Source organism: uncultured Marinobacter sp., from assembly GCF_947488835.1.
GTDB lineage: Bacteria > Pseudomonadota > Gammaproteobacteria > Pseudomonadales > Oleiphilaceae > Marinobacter.
Window position 1 is genome coordinate 201986 of record NZ_CANLBK010000002.1, and the last position, 18192, is coordinate 220177.

Annotated in this window: 15 protein-coding genes; 13 read left to right on the plus strand and 2 right to left on the minus strand. The window is 54.7% G+C overall.

Annotation, left to right across the window (positions count from 1 at the left end):
• Window positions 1–52 precede the first annotated feature (52 nt).
• The 7 genes from lepA (at window position 53) to pdxJ (ending at window position 6168) form a co-directional block, all read left to right on the plus strand.
• The gene (lepA, locus tag Q0824_RS09915; RefSeq protein WP_298449931.1) at window positions 53–1855 is read left to right on the plus strand and encodes a translation elongation factor 4; all 1803 of its coding nucleotides are present in this window, start codon (window positions 53–55) and stop codon (window positions 1853–1855) included.
• Between the two features lie 11 nt (window positions 1856–1866).
• Window positions 1867–2646, plus strand: coding sequence for a signal peptidase I (gene lepB / locus Q0824_RS09920; RefSeq protein WP_298449932.1), 780 nt, complete (start codon window positions 1867–1869; stop codon window positions 2644–2646).
• A 27-nt stretch (window positions 2647–2673) separates the two neighbouring features.
• Window positions 2674–3063 (plus strand): DUF4845 domain-containing protein, encoded by a 390-nt coding sequence (locus Q0824_RS09925; RefSeq protein ID WP_298449934.1) that lies wholly within the window; start codon window positions 2674–2676, stop codon window positions 3061–3063.
• Entirely contained in the window at window positions 3060–3749 is a 690-nt protein-coding gene (rnc, locus tag Q0824_RS09930; protein WP_298449935.1) for a ribonuclease III, read from the plus strand. Before Q0824_RS09925 ends, rnc begins: the two co-directional genes overlap by 4 nt.
• Window positions 3749–4666 carry a GTPase Era gene (gene era / locus Q0824_RS09935; protein ID WP_298449938.1) on the plus strand — a complete coding sequence of 306 codons (918 nt, stop codon included), beginning with the start codon at window positions 3749–3751 and terminating at the stop codon, window positions 4664–4666. Before rnc ends, era begins: the two co-directional genes overlap by 1 nt.
• Window positions 4667–4762: 96 nt before the next feature.
• Window positions 4763–5416, plus strand: coding sequence for a DNA repair protein RecO (recO, locus tag Q0824_RS09940; protein ID WP_298449940.1), 654 nt, complete (start codon window positions 4763–4765; stop codon window positions 5414–5416).
• A gap of 11 nt (window positions 5417–5427) precedes the next feature.
• A complete protein-coding gene (pdxJ, locus tag Q0824_RS09945) occupies window positions 5428–6168 on the plus strand; it encodes a pyridoxine 5'-phosphate synthase (RefSeq protein ID WP_298449942.1) in 741 nt (246 codons plus the stop codon).
• 29 nt (window positions 6169–6197) lie between these two features.
• Here pdxJ and Q0824_RS09950 read toward each other — a convergent pair whose 3' ends face one another.
• On the minus strand, window positions 6198–9074 hold the full coding sequence (locus tag Q0824_RS09950; RefSeq protein ID WP_298449946.1) for an ATP-binding protein: 2877 nt from the start codon (window positions 9072–9074) through the stop codon (window positions 6198–6200).
• A 222-nt stretch (window positions 9075–9296) separates the two neighbouring features.
• Here Q0824_RS09950 and cysM point away from each other — a divergent pair, with 222 nt between their 5' ends.
• The 5 genes from cysM to Q0824_RS09975 all read left to right on the plus strand — a co-directional run bounded on the left by cysM (window position 9297) and on the right by Q0824_RS09975 (window position 15148).
• A complete protein-coding gene (gene cysM, locus Q0824_RS09955) occupies window positions 9297–10190 on the plus strand; it encodes a cysteine synthase CysM (protein WP_298449948.1) in 894 nt (297 codons plus the stop codon).
• Window positions 10191–10220: 30 nt separating this feature from the next.
• On the plus strand, window positions 10221–11564 hold the full coding sequence (rlmD, locus tag Q0824_RS09960; RefSeq protein ID WP_298449950.1) for a 23S rRNA (uracil(1939)-C(5))-methyltransferase RlmD: 1344 nt from the start codon (window positions 10221–10223) through the stop codon (window positions 11562–11564).
• 64 nt (window positions 11565–11628) lie between these two features.
• Window positions 11629–13869 (plus strand): GTP diphosphokinase, encoded by a 2241-nt coding sequence (relA, locus tag Q0824_RS09965; RefSeq protein ID WP_298449952.1) that lies wholly within the window; start codon window positions 11629–11631, stop codon window positions 13867–13869.
• Window positions 13866–14720 (plus strand): nucleoside triphosphate pyrophosphohydrolase, encoded by an 855-nt coding sequence (gene mazG, locus Q0824_RS09970; protein ID WP_298449954.1) that lies wholly within the window; start codon window positions 13866–13868, stop codon window positions 14718–14720. The genes relA and mazG overlap by 4 nt, the downstream gene beginning before the upstream one ends.
• 83 nt (window positions 14721–14803) lie before the next feature.
• Window positions 14804–15148: a pilin assembly protein gene (locus tag Q0824_RS09975; RefSeq protein WP_298449955.1), complete on the plus strand. Its 345-nt coding sequence runs from the start codon at window positions 14804–14806 to the stop codon at window positions 15146–15148.
• A 36-nt stretch (window positions 15149–15184) separates the two neighbouring features.
• Here the strand turns inward: Q0824_RS09975 and Q0824_RS09980 are convergent, their stop codons facing one another.
• Window positions 15185–15418 carry a hypothetical protein gene (locus Q0824_RS09980; RefSeq protein ID WP_298449957.1) on the minus strand — a complete coding sequence of 78 codons (234 nt, stop codon included), beginning with the start codon at window positions 15416–15418 and terminating at the stop codon, window positions 15185–15187.
• A 97-nt stretch (window positions 15419–15515) separates the two neighbouring features.
• On the opposite strand from Q0824_RS09980, the gene ppc reads away from it, so the two are divergent.
• The gene (ppc, locus tag Q0824_RS09985) at window positions 15516–18161 is read left to right on the plus strand and encodes a phosphoenolpyruvate carboxylase (RefSeq protein ID WP_298449959.1); all 2646 of its coding nucleotides are present in this window, start codon (window positions 15516–15518) and stop codon (window positions 18159–18161) included.
• The last annotated feature ends 31 nt before the right edge of the window (window positions 18162–18192 follow it).

Below are 18192 nucleotides of genomic sequence, written 5' to 3' on the forward strand. Positions count from 1 at the left end.
TAGTGGCCTCTCCGGGCTCAATCCTTCGTCTTTTTATGAGTATTCATTGTCTGTGACTGAACTGAGCCGAATCCGTAACTTCTCCATTATTGCCCACATTGACCATGGCAAATCTACCCTTGCTGACCGCTTTATCCAGATTTGCGGCGGTTTGACCCAAAGGGAAATGGCCGAACAAGTACTGGACTCCATGGATCTGGAGCGGGAGCGGGGCATCACCATCAAGGCCCAGAGCGTTACGCTGCACTACACGGCCCGTGATGGCGAGGTCTACAAACTGAACCTTATCGACACACCAGGGCATGTGGATTTTTCCTACGAAGTGTCGCGCTCATTGTATGCCTGTGAAGGCGCGCTGCTGGTTGTAGATGCCGGGCAGGGCGTTGAAGCCCAGTCGGTCGCTAACTGCTATACGGCCATCGAGCAGGGCTTGGAAGTCGTCCCGGTTCTGAACAAGATGGACTTGCCTCAGGCTGAGCCGGAGCGGGTTGCGGCGGAAATAGAAGACATTATCGGTATCGATGCAACCGATGCGGTGCGCTGTTCGGCCAAGAGTGGAATGGGCGTTGAAGATGTTCTTGAAGACCTTATCAAGAAAATACCACCACCCCAGGGCGATCGTTCCGCGCCCTTGCAGGCGCTGATTATTGATTCCTGGTTCGACAACTATCTGGGCGTTGTTTCTCTTGTCCGGGTTACTCAGGGCGTGCTGAAAAAAGGCGACAAGATTGTTCTCAAGTCGACGGGCAAAGCCTGGAATGCCGACAAAGTAGGGATTTTCAAACCCAAACCCCACGATACCAACATACTGGAAGCGGGTGAGGTTGGCTTTGTGGTCGCCGGTATCAAGGACATTCACGGCGCGCCGGTTGGCGATACCATCGTGCACCATAAATTTGCTGAAGAAACGCAAATGCTGCCGGGGTTCAAGAAGGTTCAGCCTCAGGTATATGCTGGCCTGTTCCCGGTGAGTGCGGATGACTATAACGATTTCCGTGATGCCCTGGAAAAGCTCACCCTGAATGACGCGTCACTATTCTATGAGCCTGAAAGCTCTGATGCTTTGGGCTTCGGCTTCCGCTGTGGTTTCCTTGGCATGCTGCACATGGAAATCATTCAGGAACGGCTGGAACGTGAATACGACATTAACCTGATCACCACCGCGCCGACGGTTATATACGAAGTGTTGACCAAGCAGGGTGAGACCCTGACTGTGGATAGCCCTTCCAAGTTGCCGGATACAGGCTCGATCGAGGAAATGCGCGAGCCTATTGTTGAAGCCAACATTCTGGTGCCGCAAGAGCATTTGGGTAACGTTATTGCCCTGTGTGAAGAAAAGCGGGGCGTTCAGAAGAATATGCACTTTACGACCAATCAGGTGCAGCTGACCTATGAGCTGCCGATGGCCGAAGTGGTGCTCGATTTCTTTGATCGAATCAAATCTGCGAGCCGGGGATTCGCCTCTCTGGATTATCACTTTGTACGCTTCCAGCAGGCGAATCTTGTGCGTCTTGATGTGCTGATAAACGGAGAGCGCGTAGATGCTCTGGCGTTGATCGTCCATAAAGATCAGTCACATTATAAAGGGCGACAGCTCATTGAAAAAATGAAAGAGCTGATTCCCCGACAGATGTTCGATATAGCCATTCAGGCGGCCATTGGCAATCAGGTGGTGTCCAGGGTCAGCGTGAAAGCACTGCGCAAAAACGTAACGGCAAAATGCTACGGCGGTGATGTCAGTCGAAAGAAAAAGCTGCTCCAGAAGCAGAAAGAAGGCAAAAAGCGCATGAAGCAGGTAGGTAATGTTGAAGTGCCTCAAGAAGCGTTTCTTGCCGTGTTGAAAGTCGATAATTAGAAGGCATCTTGATGGATATTGATTTTCCTCTGGTTCTGGTTGTTTTGACCCTGGTCTCAGGGTTGATCTGGCTGGCAGACATACTGTTTTTGCGTAAGCGTCGTCTTGCGGAATCCCCGGTGGGCCATGGTGACGGTGAAGACCTTCCTAAAGAGCCATACCTGGTTGATCTCAGTCGCTCGTTTTTCCCGGTGCTGGCGGTGGTGCTCATCCTCAGGTCATTTTTGGTTGAGCCCTTTCAAATACCCTCGGGTTCCATGTTGCCAACCCTGGAGGTGGGCGACTTTATTCTGGTCAACAAGTACGCCTATGGTCTGCGCTTACCCGTAGCCGGAACCAAGATACTGAGCATAGGAGAGCCCGAAAGAGGCGATGTGATGGTGTTCCGCTATCCGGAAGACGGGAAAACCAACTACATCAAGCGGGTGATTGGCTTACCTGGCGATACGGTGCGTTATAGCAACAAGCAGTTGTTTATCAACGGCGAAAAAGTAGAAAGCGAGTTTGTTGTGCGTCTGCCGCCGGTAGAAGTGCGCCGCGAAGACCTGGGTACTGTAGAGCATGACACTTTCTTGACCATGGGGCGCTCGGGTGCTGCTGGAGAGGGTGAGTGGAAAATCCCCGAAGGTGAGTACTTCATGATGGGTGACAATCGCGATAACAGTAACGATAGCCGATACTGGGGCACGGTTCCCGATGAGTTGATTGTAGGCAAAGCTTTCGCGATCTGGATGCACTGGAAATCCCTCACCAGTCTGCCATCCTTCAAGCGTGTGGGTGGAATTGAGTAATTTTGACTATTCTGGAGTCCAGTTTTAATGAAACAAAATAATCTGTCTGCCATGGGCCGCCAAGGCGGCGCGTCAGCGCTTGTCATTCTCATTATGGTCCTGTTTTTTGGCAGCTTGCTCACGTTGGTGATCAAGGTTGGGCCAGCATACATGGACGACTATACCATCCAGGAAGCGCTTCAAGGCCTGGATGGCACGGAAGGTTTGTCGCAGATGGGCCCCGCTCAGATACTTACGCTGATCAACAAGCGCCTGAGCGTGAATAGTATCCGGGGTTTCGATACCAAAAATATTTCGGTTGAGAAAGACGGCGAGCTTGTTGTGATCGCTGTGGATTACGAAGTCCGTAATAACATTTTCCGCAACATTGATACCGTTGTTCACTTTCAGCACAGTTACGAGATGAAGGGTAAGTGAGTTCGCAACCAGACCTCGATCAGCTACAGCGACGGATTGGTTACCAGTTCAAGTCGCCAGAGCGTCTTATGCTGGCGCTTACGCACCGGAGTTACGGGAATCAGAACAATGAGCGGCTTGAGTTTCTTGGCGACTCCATTGTTAATATGGTGATTGCCGAGTACCTGTTCCAGAGTTTTGATAAAGCCCGGGAAGGCCACTTAAGCCGGTTGCGGGCTCGCATGGTGAAAGGGGTAACCCTGGCGGAGATTGGGCGAGAGTTTGATCTTGGAAGCTATATGCGACTGGGTTCCGGGGAGTTGAAAAGCGGCGGTTTCCGCCGTGAATCCATTCTTGCAGATGCAGTGGAATCGGTAATCGGCGCCATTTACCTCGACAGTGATTTTTACACCTGTCGCGAACAGGTGCTGCGTTGGTTTGAGGCACGCCTGCAAAAGCTGGATCTTCAGGACACTCAGAAAGATCCGAAAACCCGTTTGCAGGAATATTTGCAGTCCCGACAGTTCCCCTTGCCGAGATACGATGTTATTTCGGTTGATGGAGAAGCTCATAACCAGACATTTCATGTGTCCTGTGTGCTGCCATCGCTGGATCGAAAAACCAGCGGAGTAGGCAGTAGTCGCCGTGTGGCGGAGCAGGAAGCGGCCCGTAGCGCGCTGAAACAACTTGGCGTGGAGACACCCTGATGAATGATATTACTCGTCCTGAAAACCCCGACAGCCGTTGTGGTTTTGTTGCTATTGTCGGCCGCCCGAACGTGGGTAAATCAACGCTGCTCAACCATATTCTGGGGCAGAAGCTGAGTATTACTTCCCGCAAACCCCAAACCACACGCCACAAGGTGCTGGGGATTAAAACCGAGGGGCCGGTGCAGGCGATTTATGTGGATACGCCCGGGATGCATGTGGAAGAGCCCCGTGCACTTAACCGTTATATGAACAAGGCCGCTACCTCTGCACTTTCTGGCGTGGATGTGGTGGTGTTTGTGGTGGATCAGCTCGCCTGGACCACTGCGGATGAAATGGTGCTCGAAAAACTGAGCAAGCTCGATTGCCCCGTTATTCTGGCGGTAAATAAAGTTGACCGGATTGAGAAGCGGGAAAGCCTGTTGCCGCATCTGGATATGCTTTCAAGAAAGCGGGACTTTGCCGAGATTATTCCCATGTCGGCATTGAAGGAAACCAACCTGGAGCCATTGGAAGAAGCGGTGAGCCGCTTCTTGCCTGAGAGCGTCCACTTCTATCCCGATGATCAGATTACCGATCGCAGCGAGCGTTTTATGGCGTCGGAAATGGTGCGTGAGAAAATCACCCGCCAACTGGGCGCCGAACTGCCGTACTCCGTTGCGGTGGAAATTGAAGAGTTCAAGCATGATGGTAAGACTCTCCATATCTCGGCGTTGATTCTTGTGGAGCGCGAAGGTCAGAAAAAAATCATGATTGGTGATAAAGGCGACCGGCTGCGTAGTATTGGTCAGGACGCCCGAGCCGATATGGAGCGCATGTTCGACTGCAAGGTTATGCTCAAGTTGTGGGTTAAGGTAAAACGCGGCTGGGCCGACAGTGACCGTGCCCTTAAAAGCCTGGGCATGAACGACCTCTGAGGCTGTCACGCCCCCTGAGGCACTATGAGAAAAGACGCGCAACAACAGGAGCCCGCTTATGTAATCCATAGGCGACCCTGGCGGGAAACCAGCCTCATGGTTGACCTTTTCACTCTGAATCACGGCCGTCTGAGTGTGGTCGCTCGGGGTGCCAGCGGTAATAAAAGCCCACTGAAAGCCCAGCTTCAGCCTTTTCAGCCACTGATGCTGAGCTGGGTGGGGCGGGGCGATTTGAAAACCCTGACCGATGTAGATGTGCGTGATTGCCAAGCCCTGCATCGCACGGTTTCCCTTTATAGTGGCCTGTATCTGAACGAACTGATACAACGGGTATTGCCCGAGGCCGATCCTCATCCCACACTCTTTGCTGCTTACATTGAAGCGCTGGATCAGCTTGCACAGACATCGGATGTAGAACCGGTATTGCGGAAGTTTGAGCAGGCGTTTGCCGCTGCCCTGGGGTACGATTTTCGCTGGGATGAGGTGATGGACACGGGCCAGCCTGTCCATGCCGCACAGGTTTATTGCTACGATCCGGAACAGGGTATTGTTGCTGCAGTGTCTGCAGGAGTGCGTTTGCAAAATCTGCCCGGGGAAACCCTGTTGGCGCTTGCCAGTGGGGATTATGAATCTACCGCGAGCCGTCGAGTGTCAAAGCGGGTTATGCGCGTTTTGACGGATTATCTGCTTCAGGGGCGCCCGCTGAACAGCCGCAGTCTTTTTAACCACCTTTCTATTCGCTCATCATAAGGGAGAACGTCATGAATCCTAGAGTATTGCTTGGTGTGAATATCGATCATATTGCCACCTTACGTGAGGCCCGGGGAACACGTTATCCCGATCCTGTCCAAGCGGCACTGATAGCAGAAGAAGCCGGTGCAGATGGCATTACCATTCACCCCAGAGAAGATCGGCGTCACATTCAGGATCGCGATGTGTTGCTGCTTAAAGAAGTGCTGCAAACCAAAATGAACCTCGAGATGGCAGTGACCGATGCCATGCTGGAATTCGCCGAGAAAGTCCGCCCTGAGTGTGTTTGCCTGGTTCCCGAGAAGCGGGAGGAGCTGACAACCGAGGGTGGGCTGGATGTGGTAGGCCAGGAGAAGCGCGTAGCGAATGCTTGTGCGCGCCTTGCCAGGCTCGGTGCGGAAGTCTCGCTCTTTATTGATCCGGACCCTGCACAGATTGATGCGGCGGTGCGATGCGGTGCTCCGGTTATCGAGTTGCACACCGGCGAGTACGCGGAAGCGGTTGGTGCTGAAGCTCAAGATGCGACGTTCAGGGCGCTGTCAGACGCCGTCAGTTACGCCCGCAAAAAAGGGCTGATTGTGAATGCGGGGCATGGCTTGCATTATCACAACACTGAACGGATTGCGGCTATCCCCGGTATCAATGAGCTGAACATTGGCCACGCGATTATAGCCAGAGCCCTATTCACCGGCCTCAAAGAGGCGGTTAAGGATATGAAGGCCATTCTGGATCGGGCGAGCAGGCAAGCCTGATAAGTTCATACCGGTGTGCTGGCACAGCATCAGTTGGTTTTGGCCTGCTGATGGTGTGCCCGGAACATTTGCTGCCAGTCTGTTTGCTCGCTCCAGATCTGCAGGCGCTCGATAGCTGACATCAGCTGGTTTTTCTGCAATTCCATGTCGGGTGCTGAGCATTTGAGAGCGGTTTCAAAGTGGTTTGCGGCAGATCGCAGTTCCGGAACGCCGCAGTAGCGTGTGGCGCCGTGTAATTTGTGCACGCACTCCAAAAGGCTTTCCAGGTCGCCCGTGTTCCAGAGCTGGTCGATGTTTGTGAAATCAGCCGGCAACTGTTCCAAAAGCATGCTGAACAACTCTTCCGCCAAATCTGTTTTCCCGGCCGCCAGCTGAATCCCCTCATCCACGCTTACGCACTCCCGTTGCATTTTCCGGGTAGAAGGTCTCAGAGCGCGTCTGGTGTCTCGCACTTCGGGTACAGGAATCCGGCCCGCTTCACCGGCGCTTTGATAACGGTAACCGGTACACTCGAAGATGGTATCTGCAAGCTGTCCGCTGCTAATGGGCTTGGGCATATAGCCATCAAACCCTTGCCGGGTAAGGCGTTCCTGCTCGTCCGCCAGGGCGTGTGCGGTGAGCGCAATAATGGCCGTTCTGTGGTTGCTGTTGTCCATGTCACGGATTCGGGCGGTTGTTTCTACTCCGTCCATGCCGGGCATCTGAAGATCCATGAACACCAGGTCAAAAGGCTTTTGCCTGGCTTTGCTCAGCGCCTCAAAGCCACTTGAAGCGCCTTCTGCATCAATCTGATAGTCCTGCAGCAAGGTCATGACCAGCTTCAGGTTGGCATCGTTGTCGTCCACTGCCAGCACTCGGGGCACATTCACCGGAGCCGGCAGTCGAGCGGTGTAGTCCTGGCGTGAAATGCCTTGCCCGGATGTATTGATGCCGTGTACCAGGAGCAGTAACTCATCGTACAGGGCGTCTCTGCAGATGGGCTTTGTCAGGTGGCCGCTGGCCAGACCTGCCAGCGGAGTGTCATGGACGTCCAGAGTGGGTGTAAGGAGCAGTGTGCGGCAATCCCGCTCGATTTCCACGGTCCGCACCAGCCCGCAATACTGGCTGGAGTTAAGCAGGTGCCGGGTAATGCCGATGATGGCCACCGCATACCCCGACTGGCTCTTCTGGGCCTCTTCAATCTTCTCCTGCATGGCGCTTGGGCAGGTAACCCGATCAACAGTCATGCCCCAATCACGTAATAGATGTTCAACCGCAAGGCCACAGGTTTTCTGGTGCTCCAGATAGATCGCCCTCTCGCCCCGCAGTGCATCTCGGGGGGCGACGGCCTCACCGCTCGAGGACAGTTCAGGCGTCAGGGTAAACCAGAAGGTGGAGCCTTTGCCCAGCTCACTTTGCAAGCCAATCTGGCCCCCCATTTCTTCCACCAGGCGCTTGGAAATAGCCAGCCCAAGGCCCGTGCCGCCATATTGCCTTGCGGTCGATGCATCGGCCTGGCTGAACGCATTGAACAGCGACTGTTGCTGGGCCCGTGATAGGCCTACACCGGAATCGGTAATGCTCAGGCGCAGGGTGACCCGGTTACCTTCTTTGTCTTCCTCTTCCAGGCTTGCCCTCAGGACGACTTCACCGGTCTGGGTGAACTTGATGGCGTTGTTGACCAGATTGGTGATTACCTGTTTTACCCGCAAAGGGTCGCCCATGATGTTGTCGGGTACATCGTTGTAGACCAGCGGGACCAAGTCGAGATTCTTGCTATGGGCCGCGGGGGCCAGCATTACCATCACTTCTTCCACAATATCCCGGAGCTGGAAGGGGACGCGGTCGAGAATCAGCTTGCCGGCTTCAATCTTGGAGAAATCCAGAATGTCGTTAATGATAGTGAGCAAAATTTCGGATGATTTGCGAATGGTACTCAAGTGGTCCCGCTGCTGGCGGGGCAGTGGGCTTTTGAGCAGCAGCTCGGTAAAGCCGATAATCCCGTTGAGTGGCGTGCGGATTTCGTGGGACATGTTTGCCAGGAATTCAGATTTTATGCGGCTGGCCTCCAGGGCTTCCTTGCGCGCAAAATCCAGTTCAATGTTCTGGATTTCAATGGTTTCCAGAGTCTCGCGCAGGTCTTCCGTGGCCTGATCAATGTTTTGCTGCATTTCGGCTTGGGCTTTGCTCAGCTCCTCCGCCATGGCATTGAGGCCAGATTCCAGTTGCTCAAACTCCGGGCCAGCTTTGGTATGAATGCGGGTGTCCAGCTTGCCTTCCTTCAGCTTTGCCACGGCCTCGTTGAGCTCGAACACTGGCCCGGTGAATGCGCGGCTCAGGCGCAGGGCAATCAGCAAACTGAAAATAACCCCTCCAAGAACCAGCAGCAGGGAAATCAGTAGGGCTTTGTAGGTCTCTTTTTCGGTGCGGATATGAGACATCTCTACAGCCACCCAGCCAAGAGGTTGCCTTTGCCCGGAAGAGGGTTGCTCTGAGCCCTGATCGTGGATGGACTGAATGATCAAATCCTGGAGAAAAACAGGGTTTACAAAACGGGTGCTGGTCTTGCGGGTAATCTGGCTTGCTTCTTCGCTCACCAGTTCCTTACTGTCGAGGTTGTCTGAACTGCCGGGGCCGGAGTGAAGCAAACGACGGCGGTTGCTGTCGAAAAAGGTGATTGAGCGAACATCCTGCTCTTCCAGCAGGGCGTTGGAAAGGTTGCTCAACAGGCTTCGGTTCGCCGTAAACAGCCCGTATTCCGAGCCGGCGGCGAGCTGGCGTGAAAGTGACTCGCCACGATCCCTCAGAAGGCTTTCAATATTGTTAACCCAGCTATAGGTAAAAAACATCCCAAGCATAAGGGTGGTGATAAGGGTGGGAACCAGAGTAACCACCAGCACCTTTTTGCGAATGCCCCAACGTCGCATACGATATTCCTGAAAAATAACTTAACGCCGCCTGTCTGGGCGGGTTACGTCCTTGTAATAGTAGGCCATCCGGGCGCGGATGATTTGATTATCCAAGCCGGCGGAGCCGAAAAATACGTTGCTTATATAGCCTTCAGTCATGGTTTTAGCGAGAAGCTGTATTGGGCGACTGGGGCCATAAGGCGTATCATGCCACGCAAAAGTGTACCACAGGGTTCTCATATGCATTTTCCAACAGTTGAAGATTATGTCGGGCATACGCCTCTGGTTCGATTGCAGCGTCTTCCTGGCGAGACCAGTAATGTAATTCTGGCAAAGCTGGAAGGCAATAACCCGGCGGGCTCTGTAAAAGATCGGCCAGCTCTGGGGATGATTCAGGAAGCGGAGCGCCGTGGCGAGATTCAGCCCGGGGATACGCTGATTGAGGCGACCAGCGGTAATACCGGTATTGCCCTGGCGATGGCAGCTGCCATCAAGGGTTACCGATTGGTGCTTATTATGCCTGCCAATATGAGCGAAGAGCGCCGTGCATCCATGAGAGCGTACGGCGCCCAGATCATTACCGTGAGCCAGAAAGAAGGCATGGAAGTGGCCAGAGACATGGCGTTGAAAATGCAGGCAGAAGGCAAGGGCAAGGTGCTGGATCAATTCAGCAACCAGGACAACCCGCTGTCGCATTATCGCACCACAGGCCCTGAAATCTGGGAACAGACAGCGGGGCGGGTAACGCACTTTGTTAGTTCCATGGGTACCACTGGTACTATTATGGGCGTGTCCCGTTACCTGAAAGAACGCAATCCGGATATCAACATCATTGGCCTGCAGCCAAAAGAGGGGGCCTCCATACCGGGCATCCGCCGTTGGCCTGAAGCCTACTTGCCCAGCATATACGATGCCGCGCGGGTGGATCAGGTACTCGACATTGGCCAGCAAGAAGCCGAGGACACCATGCGTGCGCTTGCTGAACGCGAAGGGATCTTCTGTGGGGTATCATCCGGCGGTTCCGTTGCCGCTGCACTTCGACTGTCTGCCCAGGTTGAAAACGCCATTATCGTAGCCATTATCTGTGACCGCGGCGACCGCTACTTATCCACGGGTGTGTTCCCGAACACCTGAACCTGACTGACGACACCAAGAGAACAGATTATGAGCAGACGACGCAGGAAGGTACTTCCTACGGAACCCGTACGCTGTGAAGTGGAAAAGCTTAGCCATGATGGCCGTGGCATAGCGCGTCAGGACGGCAAAATCCTGTTTGTTGATGGCGCCTTGCCGGGCGAAACAGTGATGGCCAAAGTGGTGTCCAGCCGAAGCAAATTTGATGAGCTCCGCACCCTTGAGGTTCTGGAGCCTGCACCGGATCGCCAAACACCCCCATGCGAGTTTGCAGACCTGTGCGGTGGTTGTAGCCTTCAGCACATGAGTAGCGATGCGCAGATCCGCTTCAAGGAAGACACCCTGCGTGAGCAGTTCGCACACTTTGGCGGTATAGAGCCTGAGGAATGGATTGAACCATTACGCCCGGACAGCACTTTGGCCTACAGACGCAAAGCGCGTATGGGAGTGCGCTACGTGAAAGCCCGGGAGTCGGTATTGGTTGGTTTTCGGGAGAAACGCAACAGTTTTCTTACGGATATTGACCGGTGTGTGGTGTTGGACCCGCGGATTGGTGAGCGCATTGTTCCACTGCGCGAACTACTGCACAGCATGGATGCCTATGCCCGCATTCCTCAGGTGGAGATTGCCTGTGGCGACGATACTGCGGCCATGGTTTTCCGCAATATGGATGAGCTGAGCACCGGCGACCGGGAAAAGCTGATTGCGTTCGGGCAGGCCCACGAACTGCATATTTATCTGCAGCCTAAAGGGCCGGATACCGTTCACCGCATCTGGCCGGAGTCGACTGGCCGGCAGGATGAACGGCTTAGCTACCGGCTTGACGCGTTCGACCTGACCATGAAGTTCCATCCCATGGACTTTACCCAAGTCAATGCAGACATCAACAAAGCCATGGTACACAGGGCCGTGGAGTGGTTGGATGTACAGCCCGGCGAACGGGTTCTGGATCTGTTCTGTGGGCTGGGTAACTTTACGCTTCCCCTTGCACGCAAGGGTGGCCAGGTGATTGGCGTTGAAGGCGACGACGCCATGGTTGTACGGGGCCGGGAGAATGCGGAACTGAACGGGCTTACGAACGTTGCGTTCCACGGCGCGGATCTGCACGGTGACTTTACAGGCCAGAGTTGGGCGCAGGAGGGGTTTGATAAAATCCTGATCGACCCGCCAAGGTCGGGTGCAGAAGAGATCTGCAAGTACCTGACTGCGTTTGGTGCCAAGACTATTGTGTATGTGTCCTGTAATCCCGCCACCCTGGCTCGGGATGCGGGTGTAATGGCCCGAAATGGATACAGGCTGGTACGTGCGGGGGTGATGGATATGTTTCCTCATACCACGCATGTGGAGTCGATTGCGCTGTTTGAGCGTGGCTGACAATGAATGTTGTTGTGCGCAGCAAAGGATGGCTGTGTGAACCACCAGGAATAACAAAACAGATATGGTAAAAGTTCGCGAAGACTACGCAGTGGATGGCGATGGCCAGATCGATATCGATGGCTGGATACAGCAGATTTCATCGCAGACCCATCTGGATGATGTGGCGCAATTCCGCAGGGCATGCGAAAAAGCGGCAGAAATAGACCTGCAGGCCTATCGTGAAGATCGCCTGTGGGCGGCTGGCTCCAGCAGTTTTCGCATCGGCATAGAAATGGCTCAGGTACTGGCAGAGCTGCGACTGGATCAAAGCAGCCTGGTTGCCGCCATTCTTTACCGGGCGGTGCGAGAGGAACGTGTCGCGCTGGAGGTTATCCGCAAGGAATTTGGCGACGAAGTAGCCATGCTGATCAACGGTGTTCAGCAGATGGCAGCCATCTCCTCGATCCATCATCCGCTTAAAGGCAATGTGCTCGGGCAGAGTGAGGGCCAGCTGGATAACGTCCGCAAAATGCTGGTTACCATGATTGATGATGTTCGGGTTGCATTGATCAAGCTTGCCGAACGCACCTGTGCTATTCGCGGCGTCAAAAATGCGCCTGAGGAAAAGCGCATGCGGGTGGCCCGGGAAGTCTTTGATATCTACGCGCCGCTGGCCCATCGCCTGGGTATCGGGCACATCAAGTGGGAACTGGAAGATCTGTCCTTTCGCTATCTCCATGAGACTGCGTACAAGAAAATCGCAAAGCTTCTGGATGAAAAGCGCCTTGATCGCGAGGGGTATATTCGCCGCGTTATCAGCACCCTGCAAACGGAGCTGAAAGCGTCTGGTATCGACGCGGAACTTTCCGGTCGCGCCAAGCATATTTACAGCATCTGGCGGAAAATGCGCATAAAGGGCATCGACTTCTCCCAGGTGTACGACATCAGAGCAGTGCGCATTTTGGTGCCGGAAGTTAAAGACTGCTACGCGGCGCTTGGGATTGTGCATGCACTCTGGCGCCACATTCCTAATGAATTTGATGACTACGTGGCCAACCCCAAGGAAAATGGCTACCAGTCTCTACACACGGCGGTTATTGGGCCGGATGGCAAGGTAATGGAAGTTCAGATTCGCACCCATGGCATGCACGAAGACGCGGAGCTGGGTGTATGTGCCCATTGGTTGTACAAGGGTACGGATAGAAATCAGAAAGCTTCCGGCTATGAAGCCAAGATCAACTGGCTTCGCCAAGTGCTGGAATGGCAGGAGGAATTGGGCGATCTCTCCGGGCTGGCGGATCACCTTAAAACGGACATTATATCTGACCGGATATACGTCTTTACCCCCGATGGGCATGTGGTTGATTTGCCCCAGGGCGCTACGCCTGTGGACTTCGCTTATCGGGTTCATACCGAAATCGGTCATGCCTGCCGGGGCGCGCGGGTAGACAGCCGAATAGTGCCGCTGACCTACCCCCTGAAAACCGGGGAGCAGGTATTCGTGCTCACCTCCAAGAATAACCCCTCTCCCAGCCGGGACTGGCTGAACCCCAGCCTGGGTTATCTTCAGACGTCCCGTGCAAGGGCCAAAGTAACCCACTGGTTCAAACAGCAAAACCGCGACCGCAACGTAGTCGATGGGCGCGCCATTATTGAAGACGAACTCAGGCGTTTGTCGTTGCACGATGTGGATTTCGGCCAGGTGGCGGAAAAAGTAAATTATCACAACGCCGAAGATATGTTTGCCGCAGTGGGAGCGGGAGACCTGCGCCCGGCACATGTGGCCAATGTTGCCCAGCAAATGCTGGAGCCAAAAACCGAACAGCTTGATCTGAAGCTGACTGCCCAGCGCCGCAAGCCATACGATACTGAGTCGGATATTCACATACTGGGTGTGGGCAAGCTGAAGACCCAGGTAGCGAAATGCTGCAAACCACTGCCGGGGGATGCCATAGGTGGCTATATCACCGTCGGGCGGGGTGTGACGGTGCATCGCCAGGACTGTCTTACATTCCTGAACTTGCGGGAATTCGAGCCGAACCGGATTATTGAGGTGAGTTGGGGTGGTCAGCAGGCGTCTGTTTACCCGGTGGATATCGAAATCGAAGCCTACGACCGGTCGGGCCTGCTGCGCGATATTACCCAGGTATTGTCGACATCAAAGAGTGATGTGCTCTCGCTTCACACCATGACGAACCGCGATGACAACACCGCAACCATGATAGTGACGGTGGAAATCTCCAGCCTTGAACAGTTGGCGCGGTTACTGGCCCAGATTCGTAACTTGCCCAACATTATTGACGTCAGGCGCAAGCGCTCATGACCTATTCCATTGACGATCTGAAGTTGTTGATGGCCCGGCTGCGCGACCCGGAAACCGGCTGCCCCTGGGATGCAAAACAAACCTTCAAAAGCATCGTGCCGCATACGCTGGAAGAGGCCCACGAAGTGGCGGATGCCATTGAGCGGGAGGATTACCAAAACCTCAAGGACGAGCTGGGTGATCTGCTGTTTCAAGTGATCTTCTATTCGCAGATAGGAGATGAGGAAGGCCGCTTCAGTTTTGATTCCGTGGTCGATAATCTGGTGCGCAAGCTTGTTCGGCGCCACCCTCACGTGTTCCCCGAAGGTACGCTGGAAAGCCGTATTGACCCGGATAACCGGCCTGACGAAGCCTGGATCAAAGAGAGCTGGGAGCGCATAAAGGCAGAAGAGCGGGCCCAGGAGCAAAAAGCAGCTTCAACGGATGCAGCATCGCCAAGCCGGCTTGATGGAATTGCACGGGCTCTGCCTGCAATGGTACGTGCGGAGAAATTGCAGAAGCGGGCGGCAAGGCACGGGTTTGACTGGCCGAATATAGACCCGGTTTTTGACAAGCTCCATGAAGAAATCGATGAGCTGAAAGAGGCCTGGCAGGCCGCCGAATTGGGGCAGGGTGATCTGGATGCCGTTGAGGATGAACTGGGCGACGTGCTATTTGTGTGTGTGAACCTTGCGCGTTTTATGAAGGTTAATCCTGAACAGGCAATTGGGCGCACCAACCACAAGTTTGAGGCACGATTCAGGGCGATTGAGCAGACGTTGGTGCGGGAAGGCCGCGACTTCGACGAGGAAACACTCGAAGCGCTCGATCACATCTGGCAGTCAGTCAAGGGTGTGGAAAAGAAGAGTTGATCCTCAGCTTCGTCTACACTTGATGAAGCAGGAGCTCAGTTGGGGCTCCGGATGCCACCAACAGGATGCGGGAGTCAGGTTCGATGAAAATCAAAGATCTGGTCAGTTACTGGGATAAGCACGCAAGCCGAAAGCTGACCCGTGATGCCCATGCTGTGGCTTTGTCTGATTTGCACCATCAGCAACTTGAAGCTTTGTCTGCACTCTATCCACTGAAATCGCCTCAGGATCTGTTGCGCGACCTGATAACAGTGACGCTGGATGAGATTGAAGCTGAATTCCCCTATGTGCAGGGGGATCAGGTAGTCGCCTTTGATGAAGACGGCTTTGAACTGTATGAAGACACGGGGCTTACACCGGAGTTTGTGCGCCTTAGCCAAAAGCATATCAAGCGGCTTAAGGCTCGCCAGCTCGAATCAGTTGCCTGATTACGAATGTTCCGGCAATTGCCTGGAATCGATGAGTTATTCTTTACGTTTGCCCAGCTTTTCGTCCAGCGGGCTACGGCTGGTCAGCTCGTCCAGTGCGGCGGCAACCATATCATTGAGAATGTCGCTTTCGCTGCGGCCCGGGTAAAGCTCGGCCAGAGCTGAAACCCTTGCAGCGTCGCCAAGAGGAAGCCTCAGACTGTATTCGTGAATGCGCTCTGTAGGCTCTTTCTTTTGCTCCCATTGCTTGGGTAGATCTGTGACTTTCATGGTCGCTCCTTAGGCACCTAAACGCCAATAGACTTTTCCGGTCGTTCCTTAGTATCGTTAGTTTACTTTGTCTCCGTCAATCCATAAGGACGCCAATGTGACCGAGCTACACCCTGATCTCCGAGAAAATGTCCGTATGCTGGGCGAACTCCTGGGGCAGAGCATACAGCGCCACCCTGGCCGTGAATGTTATGACCTTATTGAAGAAATCCGGGCTGCTGCCAAATCGGATCGCCGGCAGGAAAGCGGCTCTGGTCAGCGCCTGGTCAGTCTTTTGGGCAAGTTGAGGGATGACGAGCTGTTGCCAGTCACCAGAGCGTTTAACCAGTTTCTCAACCTTGCGAACCTGGCTGAGCAGTACCACGGTATTCGCCGCAAGCGCGGGCACCAGTCTGACCTTTTGGTTGAGCCTTTGGCGGGCGTGTTCGATCGGCTGAAAGCCAGCGGAGTGAGCGCCGAAGCATTGCATGAATGTGTAGCGGATATGCGCGTGGAGTTTGTGCTAACGGCGCATCCCACAGAAGTCGCGCGCCGCACACTGATTATGAAATACGATGAAATGTCGGATTGTTTGGCCAGGCTGGACCACGATGACTTGTTGCCTGCGGAACGAGATGCCATCACCGAGCGCTTGTCCCGGCTTGTGGCAGAAGCCTGGCATACCGATGAGATACGCCATGAGCGACCCACGGCAGTTGATGAAGCCAAGTGGGGGTTTGCGGTTATCGAAAACAGCCTTTGGCAAGCGTTGCCCCGGTTTCTTGCCGATCTTGATACGTCGCTTCAGGATGCAACGGGCAAAGGGCTACCATTGCAGGCAACGCCCGTGCGCATTGCGTCCTGGATGGGTGGCGACCGCGATGGCAACCCAAACGTTACGCACCAGGTAACCCAAAAAGTATTCCTGCTCGGGCGCTGGATGGCTGCAGATCTGTTTCTCCGCGACATCAAATCGCTGCGGGCTGAGCTTTCCATGTGGCAGGCGAATGATGAACTGCGTGGCCTTGCCGGCGATTCCCGGGAGCCCTACAGACATGTGCTGGCGGAACTTCGTGACCGGCTGATTAAAACCCGCGATTGGGCAGAGGCCTGCATTAATGGTGAGCCTGCCAACAGCCATGGCATTCTTTTTGAAAATGAAGATCTCACGGCCCCGCTTGAGCTTTGTTATCGGTCAATGGCGGAGTGTGGGCTTGAGCACATAGCCAAAGGTGCCTTGCTGGATACCATTCGCCGCGCCCATACGTTCGGCTTGCCATTGATCCGTCTCGATATCCGTCAGGAAGCCACCCGGCACGCGGAAGCGGTTGCCGAAATGGTGGAGTATCTTGGTTTGGGTGATTATCTTTCCTGGCCCGAAGAAGACCGGCAGGCCTTTCTGGTTCGGGAGCTGCAGGGGCGCCGCCCGCTGGTTCCCCGGAATTGGAAGCCTTCCGAACTGGTGCGCGAAGTTTTGAGCACTTGTGAGGTGGTTGCGCAGCAAACGCCGGAAGCGTTGGGCTCTTACGTTATCTCTATGGCGAGCAAGCCGTCTGACGTGTTGAGCGTTATTTTACTGCTGCGTGAATCCGGCATGAAATTCCCCATGCGTGTTGTGCCTTTGTTTGAAACACTGGACGACCTGCGGGGCGCGCCTGAAAGCATGGCCGCCTTGTACGAAGTGGAGTGGTATCGGGACTATTGCCAGGGGCGGCAGGAGGTCATGATTGGCTACTCGGATTCGTCCAAGGATGCCGGCCAGCTAATGGCGGCCTGGGCGCAATACCAGGCCCAGGAAAAGCTTACTCAGGTGGCAGGTCGTTACGGTGTGCACCTGACACTGTTCCATGGCCGTGGCGGTACCGTTGGCCGCGGCGGCGGCCCAGCCAACCGGGCGATTCTTTCCCAGCCTCCAGGGTCAGTAAATGGCAGCTTCCGCATAACGGAACAGGGCGAAATGATCCGGTTCAAGTTTGGCTTGCCCCAGCTTGCGGTGCAAAGCTTGACGCTATACACCACAGCGGTGATCGAGGCGACTCTGGCACCACCGCCTGAGCCTGAAGATGCATGGCGAGACACCATGGACTGGCTGACGAAGCGTTCGCTCAAGGCTTACCGGGAAGTGGTTCGGGAAAACCCGGATTTTGTGCCTTATTTTCGCCAGGTAACCCCGGAGCAGGCGCTGGGGAAATTGGCGCTGGGTAGCCGCCCTGCGCGGCGTAAAGCCAGTGGCGGCGTGGAAAGCCTGCGGGCCATTCCCTGGATTTTTGCCTGGACTCAAATGCGGTTGATGTTGCCCAGTTGGCTGGGCAGTGACGTGGCGCTGGAAGAAGCAGCAAAAGAGGGGCGCTTGCCTGCCTTGCGTGAGATGATGCAGGGCTGGCCGTTTTTCCGCACCTATGTCGACATGCTTGAAATGGTGCTGGCCAAGGCGGATCTGCGCATTGCCAGTTACTATGAGAAAACCCTGCTGGACGACGATAAGCTCAGAGCGCTCGGGGTAAGCTTGGGTGCACGGCTTGAGGGTTGCGTTCAGCGCCTGCTGGAGCTCAAGGAGCAGGATGAGCTGTTGGAAGACGAGCCGGTTTTTGCTCACTCGATGCGCGTGCGCAACCCCTACACAGATCCATTGCATTATCTTCAGGCAGAGCTGCTGAGACGTGACCGGGAGAGTGAAGGTAAGGGCGAGGTTCCTGAGCTGGTAGTACGCGCGCTTAAGGTTACAATGGCGGGGATTTCCGCTGGAATGCGCAACACCGGCTAAATCGATCGGGAACGGATATGGGGCCTGAGTG